Source organism: Candidatus Acididesulfobacter guangdongensis (assembly GCA_004195045.1).
Taxonomy (GTDB): domain Bacteria; phylum SZUA-79; class SZUA-79; order Acidulodesulfobacterales; family Acidulodesulfobacteraceae; genus Acididesulfobacter; species Acididesulfobacter guangdongensis.
The window spans coordinates 696,981-715,324 of the sequence record SGBC01000001.1; the positions used below are offsets into that span (position 1 = coordinate 696,981).

15 protein-coding genes and 2 pseudogenes are annotated in these 18,344 nt (G+C 31.4%); 15 read left to right on the forward strand and 2 right to left on the reverse strand.

Going from position 1 to position 18,344, the window contains the following annotated elements; translation table 11 throughout:
• Positions 1–55 precede the first annotated feature (55 nt).
• The 6 genes from EVJ46_03210 to EVJ46_03235 all read left to right on the forward strand — a co-directional run bounded on the left by EVJ46_03210 (position 56) and on the right by EVJ46_03235 (position 5,773).
• Entirely contained in the window at positions 56–796 is a 741-nt protein-coding gene (locus EVJ46_03210) for a MotA/TolQ/ExbB proton channel family protein (GenBank protein ID RZD17255.1), read from the forward strand.
• Complete coding sequence (locus EVJ46_03215) at positions 789–1,193, forward strand: biopolymer transporter ExbD (GenBank protein RZD17256.1); 405 nt, start codon at positions 789–791, stop codon at positions 1,191–1,193. Before EVJ46_03210 ends, EVJ46_03215 begins: the two co-directional genes overlap by 8 nt.
• Positions 1,194–1,931, forward strand: a complete 738-nt coding sequence (locus EVJ46_03220; GenBank protein ID RZD17257.1) for a TonB family protein — start codon at positions 1,194–1,196, stop codon at positions 1,929–1,931.
• A 4-nt stretch (positions 1,932–1,935) separates the two neighbouring features.
• Complete coding sequence (locus EVJ46_03225; GenBank protein RZD17258.1) at positions 1,936–2,337, forward strand: hypothetical protein; 402 nt, start codon at positions 1,936–1,938, stop codon at positions 2,335–2,337.
• Positions 2,338–2,447: 110 nt separating this feature from the next.
• Positions 2,448–3,203 (forward strand): hypothetical protein, encoded by a 756-nt coding sequence (locus EVJ46_03230; GenBank protein RZD17259.1) that lies wholly within the window; start codon positions 2,448–2,450, stop codon positions 3,201–3,203.
• Between the two features lie 137 nt (positions 3,204–3,340).
• A complete protein-coding gene (locus EVJ46_03235) occupies positions 3,341–5,773 on the forward strand; it encodes a TonB-dependent receptor (protein ID RZD17260.1) in 2,433 nt (810 codons plus the stop codon).
• Between the two features lie 427 nt (positions 5,774–6,200).
• Here EVJ46_03235 and EVJ46_03240 read toward each other — a convergent pair whose 3' ends face one another.
• Positions 6,201–6,527: a nucleotidyltransferase domain-containing protein gene (locus EVJ46_03240; GenBank protein ID RZD17261.1), complete on the reverse strand. Its 327-nt coding sequence runs from the start codon at positions 6,525–6,527 to the stop codon at positions 6,201–6,203.
• A pseudogene (locus tag EVJ46_03245) lies at positions 6,500–6,891 on the reverse strand (HEPN domain-containing protein). Before EVJ46_03245 ends, EVJ46_03240 begins: the two are co-directional and overlap by 28 nt.
• Positions 6,892–7,413: 522 nt before the next feature.
• On the opposite strand from EVJ46_03245, the gene EVJ46_03250 reads away from it, so the two are divergent.
• From EVJ46_03250 to EVJ46_03290, 9 genes and pseudogenes are all read left to right on the forward strand, one after another.
• The gene (locus EVJ46_03250) at positions 7,414–10,446 is read left to right on the forward strand and encodes a quinoprotein amine dehydrogenase, beta chain-like protein (protein ID RZD17262.1); all 3,033 of its coding nucleotides are present in this window, start codon (positions 7,414–7,416) and stop codon (positions 10,444–10,446) included.
• 132 nt (positions 10,447–10,578) lie between these two features.
• On the forward strand, positions 10,579–13,272 hold the full coding sequence (locus EVJ46_03255) for a TonB-dependent receptor (GenBank protein RZD17263.1): 2,694 nt from the start codon (positions 10,579–10,581) through the stop codon (positions 13,270–13,272).
• Between the two features lie 118 nt (positions 13,273–13,390).
• Entirely contained in the window at positions 13,391–13,912 is a 522-nt protein-coding gene (locus tag EVJ46_03260) for a GNAT family N-acetyltransferase (protein ID RZD17264.1), read from the forward strand.
• Between the two features lie 944 nt (positions 13,913–14,856).
• The gene (locus EVJ46_03265; GenBank protein ID RZD17265.1) at positions 14,857–15,387 is read left to right on the forward strand and encodes a hypothetical protein; all 531 of its coding nucleotides are present in this window, start codon (positions 14,857–14,859) and stop codon (positions 15,385–15,387) included.
• A 442-nt stretch (positions 15,388–15,829) separates the two neighbouring features.
• Positions 15,830–16,162, forward strand: a complete 333-nt coding sequence (locus tag EVJ46_03270) for a HEPN domain-containing protein (GenBank protein ID RZD17266.1) — start codon at positions 15,830–15,832, stop codon at positions 16,160–16,162.
• Between the two features lie 331 nt (positions 16,163–16,493).
• Positions 16,494–16,856: a nucleotidyltransferase domain-containing protein gene (locus tag EVJ46_03275; protein ID RZD17267.1), complete on the forward strand. Its 363-nt coding sequence runs from the start codon at positions 16,494–16,496 to the stop codon at positions 16,854–16,856.
• Positions 16,853–17,137: a nucleotidyltransferase domain-containing protein gene (locus EVJ46_03280; GenBank protein ID RZD17268.1), complete on the forward strand. Its 285-nt coding sequence runs from the start codon at positions 16,853–16,855 to the stop codon at positions 17,135–17,137. The genes EVJ46_03275 and EVJ46_03280 overlap by 4 nt, the downstream gene beginning before the upstream one ends.
• Positions 17,138–17,311: 174 nt before the next feature.
• Entirely contained in the window at positions 17,312–17,512 is a 201-nt protein-coding gene (locus EVJ46_03285; protein RZD17269.1) for a type II toxin-antitoxin system VapB family antitoxin, read from the forward strand.
• 3 nt (positions 17,513–17,515) lie between these two features.
• A pseudogene (locus EVJ46_03290) lies at positions 17,516–17,924 on the forward strand (PIN domain nuclease).
• Positions 17,925–18,344: the final 420 nt, after the last annotated feature.

Sequence of the window (18,344 nt, forward strand, 5' to 3'; positions counted from 1 at the left end):
ATATTGCAAGTACTGATAATTAACTTTTATTTTATTTAAAATAAGGAGGAAAGTAATGAATTTATCTTATATAGTTCACATTGCTTCAGTGTCAGGCGGTGTGCTCTATCTGATCATGATAGTGCTTCTTGTGGCTCTGACCGTAATTATTGAACGCACATTGTATCTAAATAAATTAATTAACAAGGGGCGTGAGATTACTTCAAAAGTATCTGAGCTTAAAGTGGTTGACGATAAAATTCTGTCTGAAATAGTGCAATCTTCCGACAACGTGCCGCAAGCTAAGGTGTTAAATGTTGCATTAAATTTTCCGGAAGTAAGGAGCCACGATCATTTAGACAGATTGCTTGAAGAAGAAATAATGTGGCAGTCTCCGGCAATTGACAAAAGACTCTGGATTTTAGATTCTATAGTTACATTAGCTCCGCTTTTAGGTCTTTTAGGTACAATTGTAGGTATGTTTACGGCATTTTCAGTTTTGGGAGCTCCCGGCAGTGCTCCGCTTAAAGTCACTGGCGGTGTTGCAGAGGCTTTAGTTACGACCGGAGCCGGTCTATTTGTAGCCATTATCGGTCTGGTATTTTATAACGGTTTGAATAACTGGGTAAGATTAATTGTTCATCAAATGGAGACACTTAAAATAATGTTAGTAAACCGTTTAGAAAGACCATGCTCAAAAGAAGATAAAGTATCCGGCCCTGAGTTGAATCACCAGAGAATAGCCGAGAAAGGCAAAAATATAAATTCAATAGTTAAAAATCCATTTACAGCTAATGAGGAGGTTATAAATGGGTAATTACAGCTATTTGGGAAATGAAAATAAAAAAGCAAAGATTGTAATCATTCCAATGATAGATATCATGTTGTTTTTAGTAGTTTTTTTTGCGCTTATTATGTTGAGGATGATACCTTCTTCAGGTATTGCTTCGCAGATTCCTCACGCAAGTGCCGTGCAAGAAATGCCGCATCCAAAAGTGCTTATTTCTCTTTTTAAAAACGGCACTATAAAGGTTAAAGGAAAGGTTTTAACATTAAATGAACTTACGTCTTTACTTAGAAGTCATAATCCGAAAAAAACGATAGTGACTATTGCAGGTTCCAAAAAAGTATCCCTGCAGCACCTTGTTTCGGTAATGAGTGCTTGCAAGAAAGCAGGCGTAAGCAAAATAGGCATTGCTGCTGCGAGGTCTTAAATGGAAGATTATATTAATAATTCATCTTTTAATAACAGCAATAATAATAACGACTACAGGGAAATTCCCTTTGGTTATGCAATATTATTAGGCGCTGTTTTTGAGCTTGTGCTGGTTGTGGCTGCAATATTAATATTGTCTCATATGCCCAAATATGTGCCGATACCACAAAAGCCAATGATGATATCTCTTGCGGCTATTCCAACGCCGCCAAAGCCTATACCTGTAGTTAAACCTAAACCAAAGCCTACGCCGCCAAAGCCGAGACCTGTTGTTAAACCTAAACCTACGCCTATACCTCATCCTAAACCGAGGGTAGTAAGACATACAGCTCAAAAAGTATTTAAAGCCGTTCATGTGAAAAACGTTCCGCCGTCGCCTGCAGTGCATGAAATAGTACCACCGTCACCGAGGCCAATGCCGGTTGTCGAACATGGTCCTATTAATCCGTCGCTTATAGCGATGCTTACGGGAGAGATAAGACAAAAAATTAAGTCCTCTCTTGTATATCCGTCAGCAGCTAAAGCTATGCGTATGCAGGGCAGGGTTAAGGTTCTTTTTACATACTATAACGGGACAATAAGCAAGATAAAGATTATTCGCTCCTCTCAATTTTCTTTATTAAACAGCGGCGCTATTAAAACACTTGAATTAGCAAATTATCCTATGCCGCCTAAAAAGCTCAGAAACAGAATATTGCAGTTCAGTATATGGATAAGATTTAAATTACACAGGTAACATTATGAAATTAAAAAGACTTAACAAGAAAATAATTATCGTATTTTCAGCAATATTATTGTTTAGCTTTATTTTTAGCGGCTGCGCGTATTATGTTAAACCTACGCCTCCGCCTCTGGCTATATCTGAAATAATCAAGTTATGCAAGGAGCGGGTGCCGAATAGGACGATAATAAAAAAAATCAGGGAATCGCATGAAGTATTTTATCTGACGGCAAGAGAAATAATTAAACTTCATAAAGACGGGATAACAGCGATAGTACTTGACTATATGCTCAGAACAGGCATACGTAAAAAACAGCATCGGGCACTACAAAGAGGTTATCAGTTAAGACCGCATTACTGGATGTGGTATAACTGGCAATGGGCGCCTTACGCTCCATACCCTTATTTTTATACGTATTAAAATTAAGCAATCAAAGAATAAAACAATTATAAAATTAAATTAAAATAATAAAATATCGATTAGAAAAATATTAACGGTACTTACTACAAGTAGTATATCAGGAGGGCAATGTGCAAAAATCGTATTTAAATTTAGTTTCATCATTATGCTATGCCGTATTTTCTATGGTTGCGGTTTTAGGATTTTCAATAATTTTATTTCAAACCCCTGCTTATGCAATTTCAAAATGGCAGCTAAATTATAATAAAGCGGTTGTATTTTTAAAGAAAAAAAAATACAACTCAGCTCTAAAATTTGCAAAAATATCTCTTAAAGAAAATAAAAATCCTTATACGTTTCAATTGAACGGCAATATACTTCAATTTTTAAAAAAGTATCAAAAAAGCAATTATTACTTTAAAAAATCACTTGCCTTAATTATAACCAAAGTAAATAAAAAAGGCAGCAATAATAAAAAGACAGAAAATTTTATAAAAATTATAAAAAATAATATTGGAATAAATTACCTTTTGGCAGGAAACAGGCAATTAAAAAAGAAAAACATTAAAGATGCGATTAAGAATTATAAAAAAGGTTTAACATTTGCCAATAAAAGGCATCTAAAAGATGATTTAATGATTAACGCCGCTATCAGCTATGAGAATATTAATAAATTCAAGCCGGCAATTTATTATTCAAAAAAAGTCGTAGCAAATAGTCCTAAAAATGCGTTCGGCTATTTTGTCAAAGGCAGAGCGGAGTATGGACTGAATGAACTTAATCCGTCTATTGCAGACCTTAAAACCGCCGTTAAACTTTCGCCATCCGACAAATTGTTTAAAAGCGCGCTTAGATTAGTTGAAAAAAAGAAAAATGCAAAAAAATGATGAATAAGAAACTTTCCGCAAGAATTTATTTTGTTACAAAAATATTACATTATTGTAACAAAATTTAACAATTCTGTAATAAATATGCAACATAAGGTTTTAATTTTATTTCTTAAATATAATCATCATAAGTAAAAATGGAGGAAAAAGAAAAAATGGATAACAGGAAGGTTTTAATCAAAAAACCCGACATTAGAATAATTATCGGTATATTTATTCTAACTCTAATGTCCGCCAGTTTATGGACTTGCCCAAATGCTGTCGCAGGGGTAATTTCAATTAAAGCAATCACAAAAAAAGTAAAGGTTAAAAGAACGCCGTTTACAGTTTCAAAAATCAAGAAAAAAGCTATTAAAAGAATGACTAACCCTATGACCAGTTTTGAAAGCCTTTTAAATGTTGCGCCTTCGATCCATGCAAGCACGAGCGGACCTAACAATATCAGGTCAAGGGTTGAGTTAAGGGGATTTGGAACGGGAGAAGTATCTGAAACCTTTGACGGGATACCTATTAATAACATGTTTGACGGCGACTCAAGCAATTATATGGACATCAGAAACAATGTTCCTTTTACTCTTGGGGATGTTTCAGGCGTTAATATCTCCTATGGCGTAAATAATCCAAGCGTGGATACTTTTGATTCCTTAGGCGGTCAAATAGGTTATGAACCCGTTATGCCGTCAAGTAAATTTAGCGCTTCAATATTCGGCGGATATGGTTCTTTTGCAACAAGGACTTACGGTTTTTCTTTGAATACGGGTAAGCTCTGGGAAGGCATAAGAATGTATCTAAGGGTTGAACACGACGACGCAAACGACTGGTATGACGGTTCAAGCTATCCTAACAGAGACCACTCGTATTATTTTTCTTTAATAAAACCTTACAATAGAAACAGATCTGATATAAGTTTTATCTTCATGCGAAACGATGATTACGCAAACGACCCGCATCTCGTCCCCGTTCCGCTTCTTAATCAGTTTGGATACAATTGGGGATGGCCGACTTCGGTTGAAAATGCGCAGGCTTATAATCAGGAATATTATGTAATATTAGGGTGGAAGGATTATATAGATAAAAATATAACGTTTAATAATAAAGCTTTCTATTCTGAAGACGATATGTATAAAAATCTTTATATAAATCCCGCATGCCATCCAAGCGCTGCAAGCGCCGGAATCAGCACCGCATCATGCAATATACCTTCCAGTATATATGTTGACGGCGTGCAGCCTTATACATTAGGTTTTGGTCATGGAGACTGGAGTCCCGGTTTTTACCCGAATGATAGTTATTTAAACCAATTCAGCACTTCTGCGCAGTTAGCTTATGCAACCGATAATCACACAAAAGCTGTTAGCCTGACGCAATTTGGCGATTTTCCGACTGTTACCGTTAAATTACCGAGAAATACCGTTGTTTTCGGCGGACAATTCATTGACGGGAATTTTCATAAAACAGAGTGGCTTGGCGGTTCTGCATATACTCCCTTTACGCTAGGCTATAATGCTTATAACGATCTAAGAGGCAGCGAATCAATGGATGCTTTATATGCGCAGGATAGATTAAGCATTATACCTCATAAATTATTCTTAGAGCCGGGCGTTAAATATCAATATGTAAATGAAAATATTTCTACCAATCCCGTTGATAATTATACGTATGGCGGAACTATTGCAAATAATTATACGGAAATAGAACCGACTGTCGGATTAAGCTATAATTTATTGTCTAACTGGAACTTTTATGCGACTTACGGCAGAACTATGAAAGCTCCTAACTACAGTGAGTTTGAGACTTCACTCGGGAGTTTAGGTCCAAATTCTTCGGGTATTTTTGTATATTCTAAGCCTATAACTTCATTGAAACCTGAAATCGTTACCGATTATGAATTAGGCACAAGATACAGACTGCAAAATCTAACACTTTCGGCTAATATTTATAAAGAAAGTTTTACTAACACATTTGTTACATATTTAAATACAATAACTGAAACTACATATCAGGAAAATGCAGGAAATTCTGTATATACTGGGTTTCAACTTGAAGGACAATATGATATTAACCGCAATTTGAATGTTTATGCAAACTATTCATTAAACACCGGAAAATACACATCTTCTTATTTTTTTCATCATAGCAGCAGCGGCGTAAATTATTCGGTTCAATCGGGAGAAAACGTTCCGATGATACCGAGGCATTTGGCAAACGTAGGCATTGATGAAAATTATTTTCACATTAACGGAAATTTATCGGGAACATATACCGGCGAGCAGTTTGTCACAGACATAAACGGGCAGCCTACAAGCGCATATCATCTTGGCGGATACTGGCTGTTTAATTTAAATTTAAGCCATAAGTTTAATTTTAGAAATATACCGTTTTTTAAAGAAGCAGACTTAAAAAGCATGAAACTTAGTTTTACGGTAGATAATATATTGAATAGAAATTATCTTGAAGGCATAGTAGCTGGTTTTGCAGGACAATCTTATCCGACAGGAACAGCAACTTATGCTGAATTCATGCCCGGCATGCCAAGATTTTACTATGTGTCAACATCATTCAAATTCTAAAATATATAAATATATAAATAAATTATAATGATAATAAATTAATAAATTAATAAAATTATTTATTATGATTTAATTTTAGAGCTAGATTATTGTATTATGCAATAAACAGATTATGTTGAAAACAATTATATTAATTACTAATTAGCAATGAATAATCACTAATTGCGTTAATCAGGATGAAAAATTAATTAGAAAAATAATTAAAAAATATTATTTCAATTACTGAAAATTATATTATTTTAATTACAGATTGATGCAATTAGTTAATTTAATTAGCCAATTAAATAAACTAATTAAATGATTAATTAATTTTTCAAAATATCAAAAGAAGAGTCCGACGGATAATGTTTTATTATTCGTCGGGCTCTTCTTAATTTTCTTTATTTAAAGTTGAAAATAAATTTCCGTTTTCTATTTCCTTAATGATTTAAATAACTTTCTCGCCTGTTCTCATAATTTCGGCGGCAGTCGGATTGCTTTCATTGAATTCATCTCTTAAATATGGGTGAGGTTCAATATTATAATCAATGTCCCTGGCTATTTTCATTAATAAAAATTTAAAATCAAAATTATCATCTCCGACGATATTTTTAGTTATGACAGCTACATCTATATCGCTCCACTCCGTGGGTTTTCCTTTTGCGTAAGAGCCAAATAGGTAAGCTGAAACAATATCAATTTTTCTTTTTTTTAATTCATTAATATATTTGTTAATTAATTCAATTATTAGCTTTTTATCTTTTGTTTTAACCATTCTCTTAACCCCTTAATTTTTTCTATATTAATTAATGCAAAATCTTTTGTACATTTTTTATGAAAATCTTTTTTATAATCTTCATATCTTGTTTCTATATTAAATAAGGTTATATATTGCAATGAATCTTTCTGTTCCTCTGTTAAAGAAAGATTAGATTTAATAGCAAGCTTATATAAGTCATGAATTTTAGGCAATTTCAATTCAACATTTTTTACATAATAAGCTTTTAATAATTTTTCTATTGCAAGGTGACCGATAAATAACGACCAGACATATTCGCCGGCATTAAACATATTGTCATTGAATTATAATTATCTTCAGACGAATTAATCCAGAATAGAGCAACTTCTTCTTTAGTCATCTAAAATTTTCCTTATAATCACGCTTGCATAAACGTTTTATATTATAATTAATTTTATTGTTTATTATATTATAGCATATTCAAATTATATTTGAGCGGCATTTATATGATTTACATGATAAATATCGCACCAATTTTAAATTATTACAAAAATTTAATATTACTGTAATAATCCTGTAATATTCCAAATGTTATAATACTCGAAATATAAATTAAATTATCAATAAAATAACTGTTTTGTTTATTATTGCAAGTGCAATTTAAAAGTGCTCCGCTTTCGGCAGCTAAAAATGCGTCATTATTTAAATTAACTATACTGTTTAAATATGCATTCTCATATATTATTGCATTATATGTTTTTGTTTAATTAATAAACATAATAACGATTTTAACGGAGCCCTTGTATATAAATAATAATAAATAATTTTAAATCAGAGGAGGAAGGTAGTGATTTCATTGTTTTGTTTATTGTATAGTTTGTGGCAATGAAGCAATGCAATGTATTTTGCTATTTAATTGCGTATGGTTAAAAAAAATATTTTAATTTTATCGGTATTATTTCTAATATTATTATCAGGTTTTATTATTGCTATTAGAATAAGCAAAAATACCGATGCAGGAATCCTTGTAAATAAAATTAACAAAAAAATATTAAAACCGGTTGATATTTCAAAAATCAATTATAAGCATTATATTTTTAAGCTTCCTACCGGCAGATTTATATCCCCCGCAGGGTTATTAAATAAAACCCCTAATTTTTCTACAAATGTTGTAACTCATGGTAAATATATAGCTGTTGTGGCTAACGGCGCTACATTTTTTCAGACTATTACAATATATAACAGAAAAACTCTTAAAGAAGTAGCTCAGTATCGTGCGTATAAAGAAAAAAAATTTAAAAAAAGAAAATTTAAAAAATTTAAAAAAATAATTTATAATCCTAAAAAGGCGCATCATTCAAGTTTAAATAAAGCATTCAGCCAGATGGTATATGCAAAAAATAAAAATCAGGATCTTTATCAGGGGATTGACTTTGCTTCAAACGGTATTCTTTATGCGGCAGGCGGCGGAGTGAACAATGTCGTTGCTTTAAAAGTTGGGAAAAACGGTAAATTACGAGTTATAAAAAAATATTACTTAAAATGGCAGCCGTTTCCTAAAAATCAGTATCCATATCAGTATCAAGGACATCAAAATGATAAACCTTATCTGTTTTATCCTGACAGTATAGCAGTTTCAAAAAATAATAAAAATTTATATGTTACAGGACTCCTTTCAAACTCCGTTGCTAAAGTCAATTTAAAAACAGGTAAGGCGAGTTATGCAAACGCTGGTTCTTACCCTTTTGACGTAATATTGGCGGACCACGGCAAAAGATTGGTAGTTTCCGACTGGGGATCAGATAGCGTTACAGTATTAAATGCGATTAATTTAAAACCGGTCGGAAAAATTTTGGTCGGTAAAAAATTATCGCCTTTAAGCTATTCCCCCGGAGTCAATCCGACTGGATTGATACAGCTTGCCGGCACACCGTATGTATTTGTAACCGATTCAAATAATGATAAAATTTTCGAATTTAACTCGCAAAATTTAAAAGTTGTACGTATATTTAATGATGCGCCATATCCGCACGCTCCTTACGGCAGCTATCCAGACGGCGCAGCTATTTACAAGGGCTTTATGTATGTAGTGAATGCCGGCAATAATGATATAAGCGTTTTTAATATAAAAACAAGAAAGCAGGCTGGATTAATCCCTACAGCATGGTATCCGACATCTATAATTATTAGCAGAGGTGATATTTATGTTACTGATGCTAAAGGTTTAGGAAGCGGTCCTAATGTTCATTTTCAGTGGGTCGGCGATATGATGGAAGGGGCTATCGAAAAAATATCTATAAATAAAGTTATGCCTCAGCTCAAATTTTGGACAAAGGTTGTTCTGCATAACGATTTATTTAGTTTATCGCAGAGAGAAAAAAGAAAACTTGCCGATGAAAAAATTGATAAATTTTTGAGAAAACATATAAAACACGTAGTATTTATCCTTCGCGAAAATAAAACATTTGACGAAGATTTAGGAGATTACAGCCGTGCTGGAAAATGGGCAGACCCGCATCTTGACTTATATAATCAAAAAGAACTGCCTAATTTATATAAGCTGGCAAACGATTACGGGCTGTTTGTCAATTTCGATGCCGACGGCGAAGTAACGGCGCAGGGGCATCAATGGACTACCGGAGCATCAGATTCCGATTTTGTTCAAAGAACATGGCCGGAGTACTATTCAGGAAGAGGATTAGTAGGTAATCCGGGGTGGACGCAGCCGTTAAGACCGCTAAATTTAAAAGATAGTTATAAATATATGCCTATTTATGATAGCCTATTGAGCTTAAAACACTGGTCTAATCCATGGATAAGCTACCCTTACGGACTATATATATACAACGATATGTTAAAACATAATACGTCTTTTGAGGTTTTCGGCGAATTTGTTTCACGCAACAGGATAGGCGATATTTTACCTGCTATGAAAAAACATATAGATTTATCATCTTACGGATGGGATAGATTTATTCTTGATACCCAAAGGGCGAAAGTCTTTTTAAATTTCGCAAAGAAGAAAATAAAGCATCATAAATTTCCGTCTTTTGTTTATATATGGCTACCCGACGACCATACAGCAGGCAGCAGACCCTGTTATTATACGCCGGATTATTATGTTGCCAATAACGATTATGCGACAGGCGAAATAGTTGACTACTTGTCTCATTCTCCTGTATGGAAAAATACGCTTGTATTTATTACCGAAGACGATGCCCAATCGGGAGCAGACCATATAAATGCGCATAGAACATTTGCCGTTATGATCTCGCCGTGGGTAAAAAAAGGCGTTTTGATTAAGAAATTTTATTCGCAGATAAGTATTATTAAGACAATAGAAGCTATATTTAAGATTTCTCCTATGTCTCAATGGGATGCGAATACTCCGGTTATAAATACCGGCTGGACGGATAAACCCGATATGAAACCGTATAATGTAGTTAAGATGCAGGTTAAACCGGCGCTTAATCCCGGTATTTGCAAAAGCTATATAGATAAAATGCGGTTAAAATTAGGAAAAGAGGGTTTTTGGGAAGCCCCTGCAAATATTAATAATAAAAATATAGATAATAGAAATAAAAATCAACAATTAAGAAGGGCTGATAATCAACATAAAAATAAAAAGACAGTCAGTAATAAAAATAAGTTGAAATTAACAGAATTTAAAGAAGTGCATAATAATAAATATCAAAAAAATGCGCATCAAGTATATAATGCTAAAAATTTTAACAGCAGTAAAAAAATTATTAAAAAAGATATAAATAGTAACGGCTCAGAATATTATACGCCGACTTCATTATTAAAAATAAGCGGACCGGAACAATTTAAACAGGAATGGATTGCATCAAAGGGGTTAAAATCATATGAAAAAGTTATAGCTTACATAAAAAAATTAGCGAAAAAAGAAGGGGCACCCATCGGCGATATTTTAGCAGGAGCAAGCCCGGATTAAAATTATTGCTCTAAGTGAATATAAATAATTAATATAGCCAATTAATATTAGTATAAATATATATAAACATTTTAGAAATAACAAAATTAACAAAAATAATAACAATTAAATTAACAATAACTTGGAGGAGTTATGAGAGTTATGAATTGTCAACGCGTAATTGAACAAATGACTGACCGCCTCTCTATTGTCTCAGGGGGGGGGCTTTACCATTATCAAGATAACCCAAAAAAGGAAAGAAATGACAGCAGATCGTATATTTTAATAAAAAATCAGGAGGGAATAGGAATAGAAGGAGTAAAATCACTTAATAAAAAACAATATGACAGTTTAAATGTAAAAGTAAATAATGTAAATTATTATAAGATAATTTTTAAAAGTCTTTTATTATTTATTGCCGCAGGTATGATGCTTTTATTTAATACAGGGCTTGCAAATGCGGATAGTAATAGTGCAACTGCTAATGCAAACACGCTAAATAGTTCTAATAATGTACATTTAATACCGAAAGTGGCGGTAAGCGCAAAGGAAATATCAAAAACCAAACAGCTTAAGAAAAAAGTATTCAAATCATCGTTTTCCGAATCTCTTATCACAAAAAAGCAGATTAAAGCGGTAAATAATCCTATGATGGGCATCGCATCTATATTATCAACCAAACCGAGTATAAGCGCTCAATCATTCGGTCCGAATGGGATGCGCACTAATATTGAAATGAGAGCATTTAACGGCGGGCAGATAACCGAATCTTTTGACGGAATACCATTGAATGACATATTTAACGGCTCGGCCCAAAATTTTGCTTCCGTTAGAAATAATGTCCCTTTTACTTTAGGAGATGTTTCATCTATCAATATTTACAGAGGAATAAACAATCCAAGTGTTAATTCATTTAATTCTCTCGGCGGCACTATAAATTATAATGCCGTTATGCCGTCTTATAAAGCAAACGGTTCAATATTCGGCGGATACGGTTCTTATGCAACGAGAAATTACGGATTTGATGTAAATACAGGCAAGCTTCCCGGCGGCATAAGGATGTATATCAGAATTACGAGAAACGATTCAAACGGATGGATGAATAATACATCGGATAAAAACCATTCGTACTATCTTTCGTTAATTAAACCGTATAATGAAAACAGGTCAAACGTATCATTTATTTATATGAGGAATGACAATACAGGTTTTACTCCTCATTCTATCCCGTTCCTATTGGAACAAAAATACGGGTATACATTTAATTGGCCGACTTCAATAGATTATTCAACTAATACTGACGATAGCTATTACGCTATTCTTGGCTGGAACAATTATGTAAATAAATATTTTAATTTCTCAAATAAAGCTTTTTATCATAATAACCGTTACTATAGAACTTCATATGCTAATCCACAGTGTCTTTCAGATGTTTATAATAATCCGTCAAGTCCAATTTATAATGCTGCAGGACAAGGAGTATGCGATGAAATAACGATAGACGGACAACAGCCGTTTTATTTTGCCAATAGTCCTGATAAATCTGTACCTGCTTATGGAAACTATCCGCTTCCTTATGTTACGGCAGCACCTGCATTATTTGGTTCGGCTTATTACGGAACAGATTATCACTTATATAGAAATACCACAGATGAAGCAGGGGATATTCCGCAATTTAACGTAAATTTGCCGTACAATAAAATAACATTCGGTGGTCAATTTATATTCGGCACTCTTCGTTCTGCAGAATATTGGTACGGCAATTCAAATGTTCCTGAAGCAACAGGCTATAATGACGCATGGAATGAACATGATACTAGAACTAACAATACTTTGTATGTTCAGGACAAGATACAATTATTGAATAATAAACTGAATATAGAACCTGGAATTAAATACAACACTGTTAATACAAGCGATGCAGATAATGTCGGTTTTTATGATAATTCTGGAACTATTTCAAATATTTATAATTATATGGAACCGTCCGTTGGTATCAGTTATAAACTTTTAAAAAACTGGATTGTTTACGGTTCATGGGGTAAAATTCAAAAAGTTCCTGACATTTCGGCTTATTACAATATTTTAGGGGAAGGAACCATAGACGGGAATCCTTATACACCTCCATTAACTGTTAAACCTGAATATGTAACAGATTATGAACTTGGGACTAGATATAAATATCACGGTTTGCATTTATCTCTTAATGGATATAAAGAATTATTTGAGAACACATTCAGTTCTTCGTATAATCAGACATTAGGCGCTACTTATGAATATAATGCAGGCAATTCAACATATGAGGGCATTGAATTTGCTTTAAGTTACAAAATTGACAGATATGCAACTGTTTTCGGCAACTGGTCATATAACACTGCATTTTATACATCAAATTATTATACGGCTGCAAACATAGGCTATGGCAGTAGCACAAAAAACTATTTTTTTTCAGGCGAACACATTGCAAATGTTCCAAGGCATTTAGCAAATATCGGATTTAACGGTCACATGTTTAATTCTCAATTAAAATTATGGGGAACGTATACAGGTCAGGAAATAAGCAATAATTTAAACGGAGAACCTGTCGGACCAAATTACGGCGGATACTGGGTATTTAACGGATACTTAAGCCATTATTTCAATTTCAGTAAAATGGGCGGCGCATTGAAAGAAATGCATCTTAAAGGTGTTACGCTTTCTTTAAACATTGACAATATTTTAAATAAGCAATATAACGCGAATGTATATGAAGAATATGGAACATTGAATGGCTCAACATATGATTATGGGGTTGGTTTACCAGGTATGCCGAGGTTTACGATGTTGACGGCAACTGTTAAATTTTAAGTAATACACAAGTATTGCGGATTAAATTTTGCGCCGCTTAGTTTTTAAAGAGCGGCGTTTTTTATATTTATTAAATAAAATACATTAATTTTATAATTGACAGAGCTTTTAAAAATATATGAATTATTTTATCAGAGATATGGTATTATCAGATTTTGAAGATGTTGCAAAAAATTACTATTTACGTTATGAAGAATTAAAATTTAATCCAAAGCTTGGAGTTAGCGTTAAAAAGGAACCGCCTACATTTAGTGAAGAACTTGATTTTTTCGTAAACCTATATAAAAGAATAATTGATGGGGACGTTTTATGTAAAGTTGCAATAATTGATGACAATGTTGTTGGAATTGTCAGCGTTCAACGGTTAGCCAAAGGATATGAGCATGACCACATTGGAATATTGGGTGTAGATATAAATGAAAAATTTAGAAATTTCGGTATAGGTCAAGCTTTGTTAAAAACTATTATTAACGATTCAAAGGCTAAATTTGAACTATTGACTTTAGAAGTATCCGTTGTTAATGAAATTGCAATACATATTTATGAAAAAATTGGATTTTCGCAGTACGGACTAAAGCCTAAAGCGTTAAAAAGGGGAAATAGTTATTTTGACTACATTCTAATGTATATGGAAGTTTAAAATTACCAAATTACTTGTAAGGATTGATAGATTTTAGTTAGTTTGCCTCGATTTTTATTTTATAAAAAACCTTATTATTTTCCATAATAACTTAAATTTACTTAAAATATAGGCACTTCCGAACTAAAGGGCGTAAAGGTAGCTAATTTTATAATTTCTGTAAATTCATTTTATAACATTATACAATAAATAATATCCTTAAATTTTCTGTTTATTATTTCGACCTTCGCCTAATTATCACAAAATATTAATAAAAGCGTAATAATCGTAACAAAACCTTAATTAATATTTAATAGTTTTGTAATCATCCTGTAATAATATTTTGTTATAATCTTAAAAAAAATCGTAGTTTTAGTATAAATAAATAAAATAAATAAATGCAGGTTAGATTTAAAGACATGTTTTCACGCTTCCGTTTTGCTTTTAAAAGCGCAGGTTCCGTGATTAGAAAGAGTTTAAGCAGGAATGGATTGTGTCAAAGGGTTTAAAATCATATAAGAAAATTATAGCGTATATCTGAAAATTAACAAAAAACGACAATAGACCGATAACTATCATATATTTTTTTATCTTAATAAAACATTAGAATTAAGAGGTAAAGTTCTTTGAATAAGTTCAATTGATTCGGGTAATGGAGCTATAATTGGATTTCATGGTATACGAGGTTATTATGCATATTGCAATATTACTAACAAAAATTATCTCAACCAAATATACAATATTAAAAAAGGACAAACTGTTTCTGTAATAGGTATATATCAACAAAAGATTATAGAATCGGGAATTAATTTGTATCAGTGCAGAATTCAATCCTAAATTAAGATAGCGGAAAACACATCAAAAATACAATAAATATTTTGGGGTGAAAAATAGAAATTATTAAAATTAAATGATTTTTAATTAAAAAAATCAAAATAAATTAATTTAATAAGGGTGGTTAAACAATGAATAAAAAAGTTAGAATAATAGCCGGCATATTTATAGCATTCTTTATGGTTTTTTCAATTTCTTCAACTGCCGTTGCAGGAAATTCTATTAACGGGATATTAGGCAGTGCAGTTAATCAATTTCAAAATTCCATAAATTCTATAAATAATGCGCCTAATAATGTCCATAATAATGCTCCTGAAATCTTCTCCGTCAGTACTGTTTATCCAACGAATAATCAAAGGATTGTTATTAAAGGAACTGGCTTTGGATCACACTTTTCATATAACGGGGATTCAAGATTTATTAAAATTACCGATATTACAAGAAATTGGAATGCGGGAGATAGCGGAAATATGGTTCACTTGTATATATCCAGCTGGACAAACAACGAAATTGTTATTAATGGATTTACGGGTTCTTATGGTAACGGGTCATGGTCATTAATGCCAGGTGATCAAATTACTATCAAAATTTGGAACTCTCGGTCATACAATTCTCAAAACAGATACGGCTCCCCTGGAATGTATAATCTAACGGTAGAGTAGAATTGCCATGATTCTATACCATAATAAATAATAAATAACCAGAATCGGTTAATTAACTACTTTAATGTATTTTATCTGTTCGTTTACTGTTTTGTCGTTCATATTTTTACACCATATTTAATTTATTATTAGTTCTGATTATTACAAAACTTTAACAAAACTTTAACCCTATTGTAATAATAATTATGTTTTAATATAGGGAAGTAAAACTTTTATGCTTTACCTCTTCTCTCTCATTTGCATGTTGTGATTAAGTGAAGTAATCACAGCATGCAAATGTTTTATTACAATCAAGAATTACTTATTTTAATTTTAGAATCGTATTTATTCAGCTTTTCACAAAATATATGCTATAATAGCAAATTGTGAATAATGGAAATATACAATATAAAGATACCGAAAATACTTCAATTATACTTCAGAAAGCCAAAAAAATGAATTTATTGAAGCAATTTGTTTTCATTGTCAGCAAGCAGCAGAAAAATATTTAAAGGCTTATTTAGCTTATAACAATAAAGAAATTAAAAAAACTCATGAAGTAATAGATATAATTAAAATAGTAAAAGAACTGGAGGAAAACAAAATGCCTATAACTATAAACTTAGAAGACGACCCATTTTATCTTGAAGGAAAAGCCGAAGGTATGAGTGCCGCTAAAAAAACTTATGTTATAAACTCTTATAAAAATCTTAATCTTTCTCCTGAGCAGATTGCTTCTATTGTTAACGATACTGCCGAAAATGTCATTGCCATATTACAAGAAGAAGGGTTATAAATAAAAATAAGATACAAAAAAGATATTAAAAAAATAGCCGATTTATTTATTAGTATTTTTTGGATGAAATAAAAGTAAAATTTCTTAAAAATGATATCTCAAAATAAATAAAAATGGCGTTTGATAATTTATTTTATTTTGATTTAAATGATTATTTAATGTTTTTATGTCATTAAATTTTAACATATTTTTTTGCAAATAAGGAAATTTAATTTTAAAATTTCTTTATTAATTTATGGGTTCATTATAGTATTAACAAATGACGACAATATATTAGAATCGTATTTTTCAATTTTTCACAAAATATAAATATATAGTATAATAATGAATTATGAACAATATAAATATACAATATAAAGATACAGAAAATACGGTAGTTATACTTCATAAAGCCAAAAAAATAATTACTGAAGAAATAGAAAAAGCCGACTACAAAGTCGAAGCTATCTACCTTTTCGGTTCAAGGGCAAGGGGAGACTATAAAGAAGACAGTGACCGGGATTTCTTTGTGATTACGGATAAGAACATACTTAAGGAAGATATGAAATTAATGTTGCGCAGTATCCGCAGAAAAATGGCTGACGACAATATATCTAACGACGTAATCGTTAAATCTAGATATATATATGAAAATCAAAAAAGGGATACCGGATTTTTATCATATTATGTTAATAAAAAAGGGATAAGTTTATGAAGAAATCTGCCGAAATATTATTAAACAAAGCAGAAAAGGAATTTTTCAACGGCAAAGGAGCAGAAATTTTTTTATTCGGCTCCAGGGCAAAAGGAAATTTCCGTCCAACATCCGATATAGATTTGGCGGTTTTATCCGAAGGCGATATTTCTTATAAGATATCTTTGCTTAAAGAAATTTTAGAAAACAGTAATTTAGCTCAAAAAGTAGACATAATAGAATTAAAAAAAGCTCCTCAATTAAAGTCTGTAGTTGACAGTGACGGTATAAGATGGATTTAAAAAAATTTAATGATTTTGTTGCATCTCTTGGGAAATTTAAAGAAGCTTATGAAAAAACTATCGCCAATGTAGGCAATAGTGAATATTTCTTTTTTAGAGACTCTTCAATACAGAGATTTGAATTTACCGTAGAGGTTTTGGGAAACTATTAAAAAATATTTTAGAGGTGTATATATGAGAACAAATATTGATTTAAACGATTATTTAATTAATGAGGCTATCAGACTGACAAAAATAAAAACAAAAAAAGAAATTGTAAATTTAACGCTGGAAGAATTTGTAACTAATTGCAAGAAAAAGAATTTAACTGAAATAAAAGGTAAAATAAAATTCGCTGATAATTATGATTATAAAACATTAAGACAGGAAAAATAAATAATCGTTCTCGTGGATACTTCCGTATTAATAAATTATTTTAAAGGTAATTTGAATGAGAAGACAAATTTATTTGAAGAAATATTGCAAAGTAACTTACAGTTTGGCATTAACAACTTCATTTATCAAGAAATACTTCAAGGAGCGGCGACCGAAAAAGAATTTAATATTTTAAAAGAATATTTAAGCAGTCAATTGTTCTGAATTAAAATTTAATACAGAATCTTACGAAAATGCTGCAAGAATATATTTTAAAGTTAGAAAAAAAGGAATTACAATCAGGAGCGCTATTGATTTGCTTATTGCACAAACAGCTGTAGAAAATAATTTGTTTTTGCCGCACGATGATAAAGATTTCACAAATATTGCAAAAATTTTTCAAGAATTAAAAGAATATAAGTCAATTTCTTAAAATATAACCTATGAACAATTCAAACCATTTAAATTTTGGAGTTAATACAGACTTATCTACAGTTAAATTCTGCAAGCCTGCTTGAAGAATATAGGCAATTTTCTTCTAAAAGCATTATCAATGTTGTTAAAGCGTTTGACGGTTAACTATCTCCATCGATTGCTTTATCGTTTTCAAAGAAAACTTTTGCATTTATTACACCATAACTTATTAATTTTTATTAATAGGTTGAAAATGAAAACATATATATAAAGATTTAAAAATAATTTCAAAGAAAATTTTTATAACCGAAGCTATAAGGTTATAAGTAATATTAAAAATGTTTTTTTAATGCTCTTCAAATATTTTCCCCGTTTTATTAATCCTTTCTAAGCGTTATAATCATCAAATTTATCTAATAATCAGATTAATTTATTAATT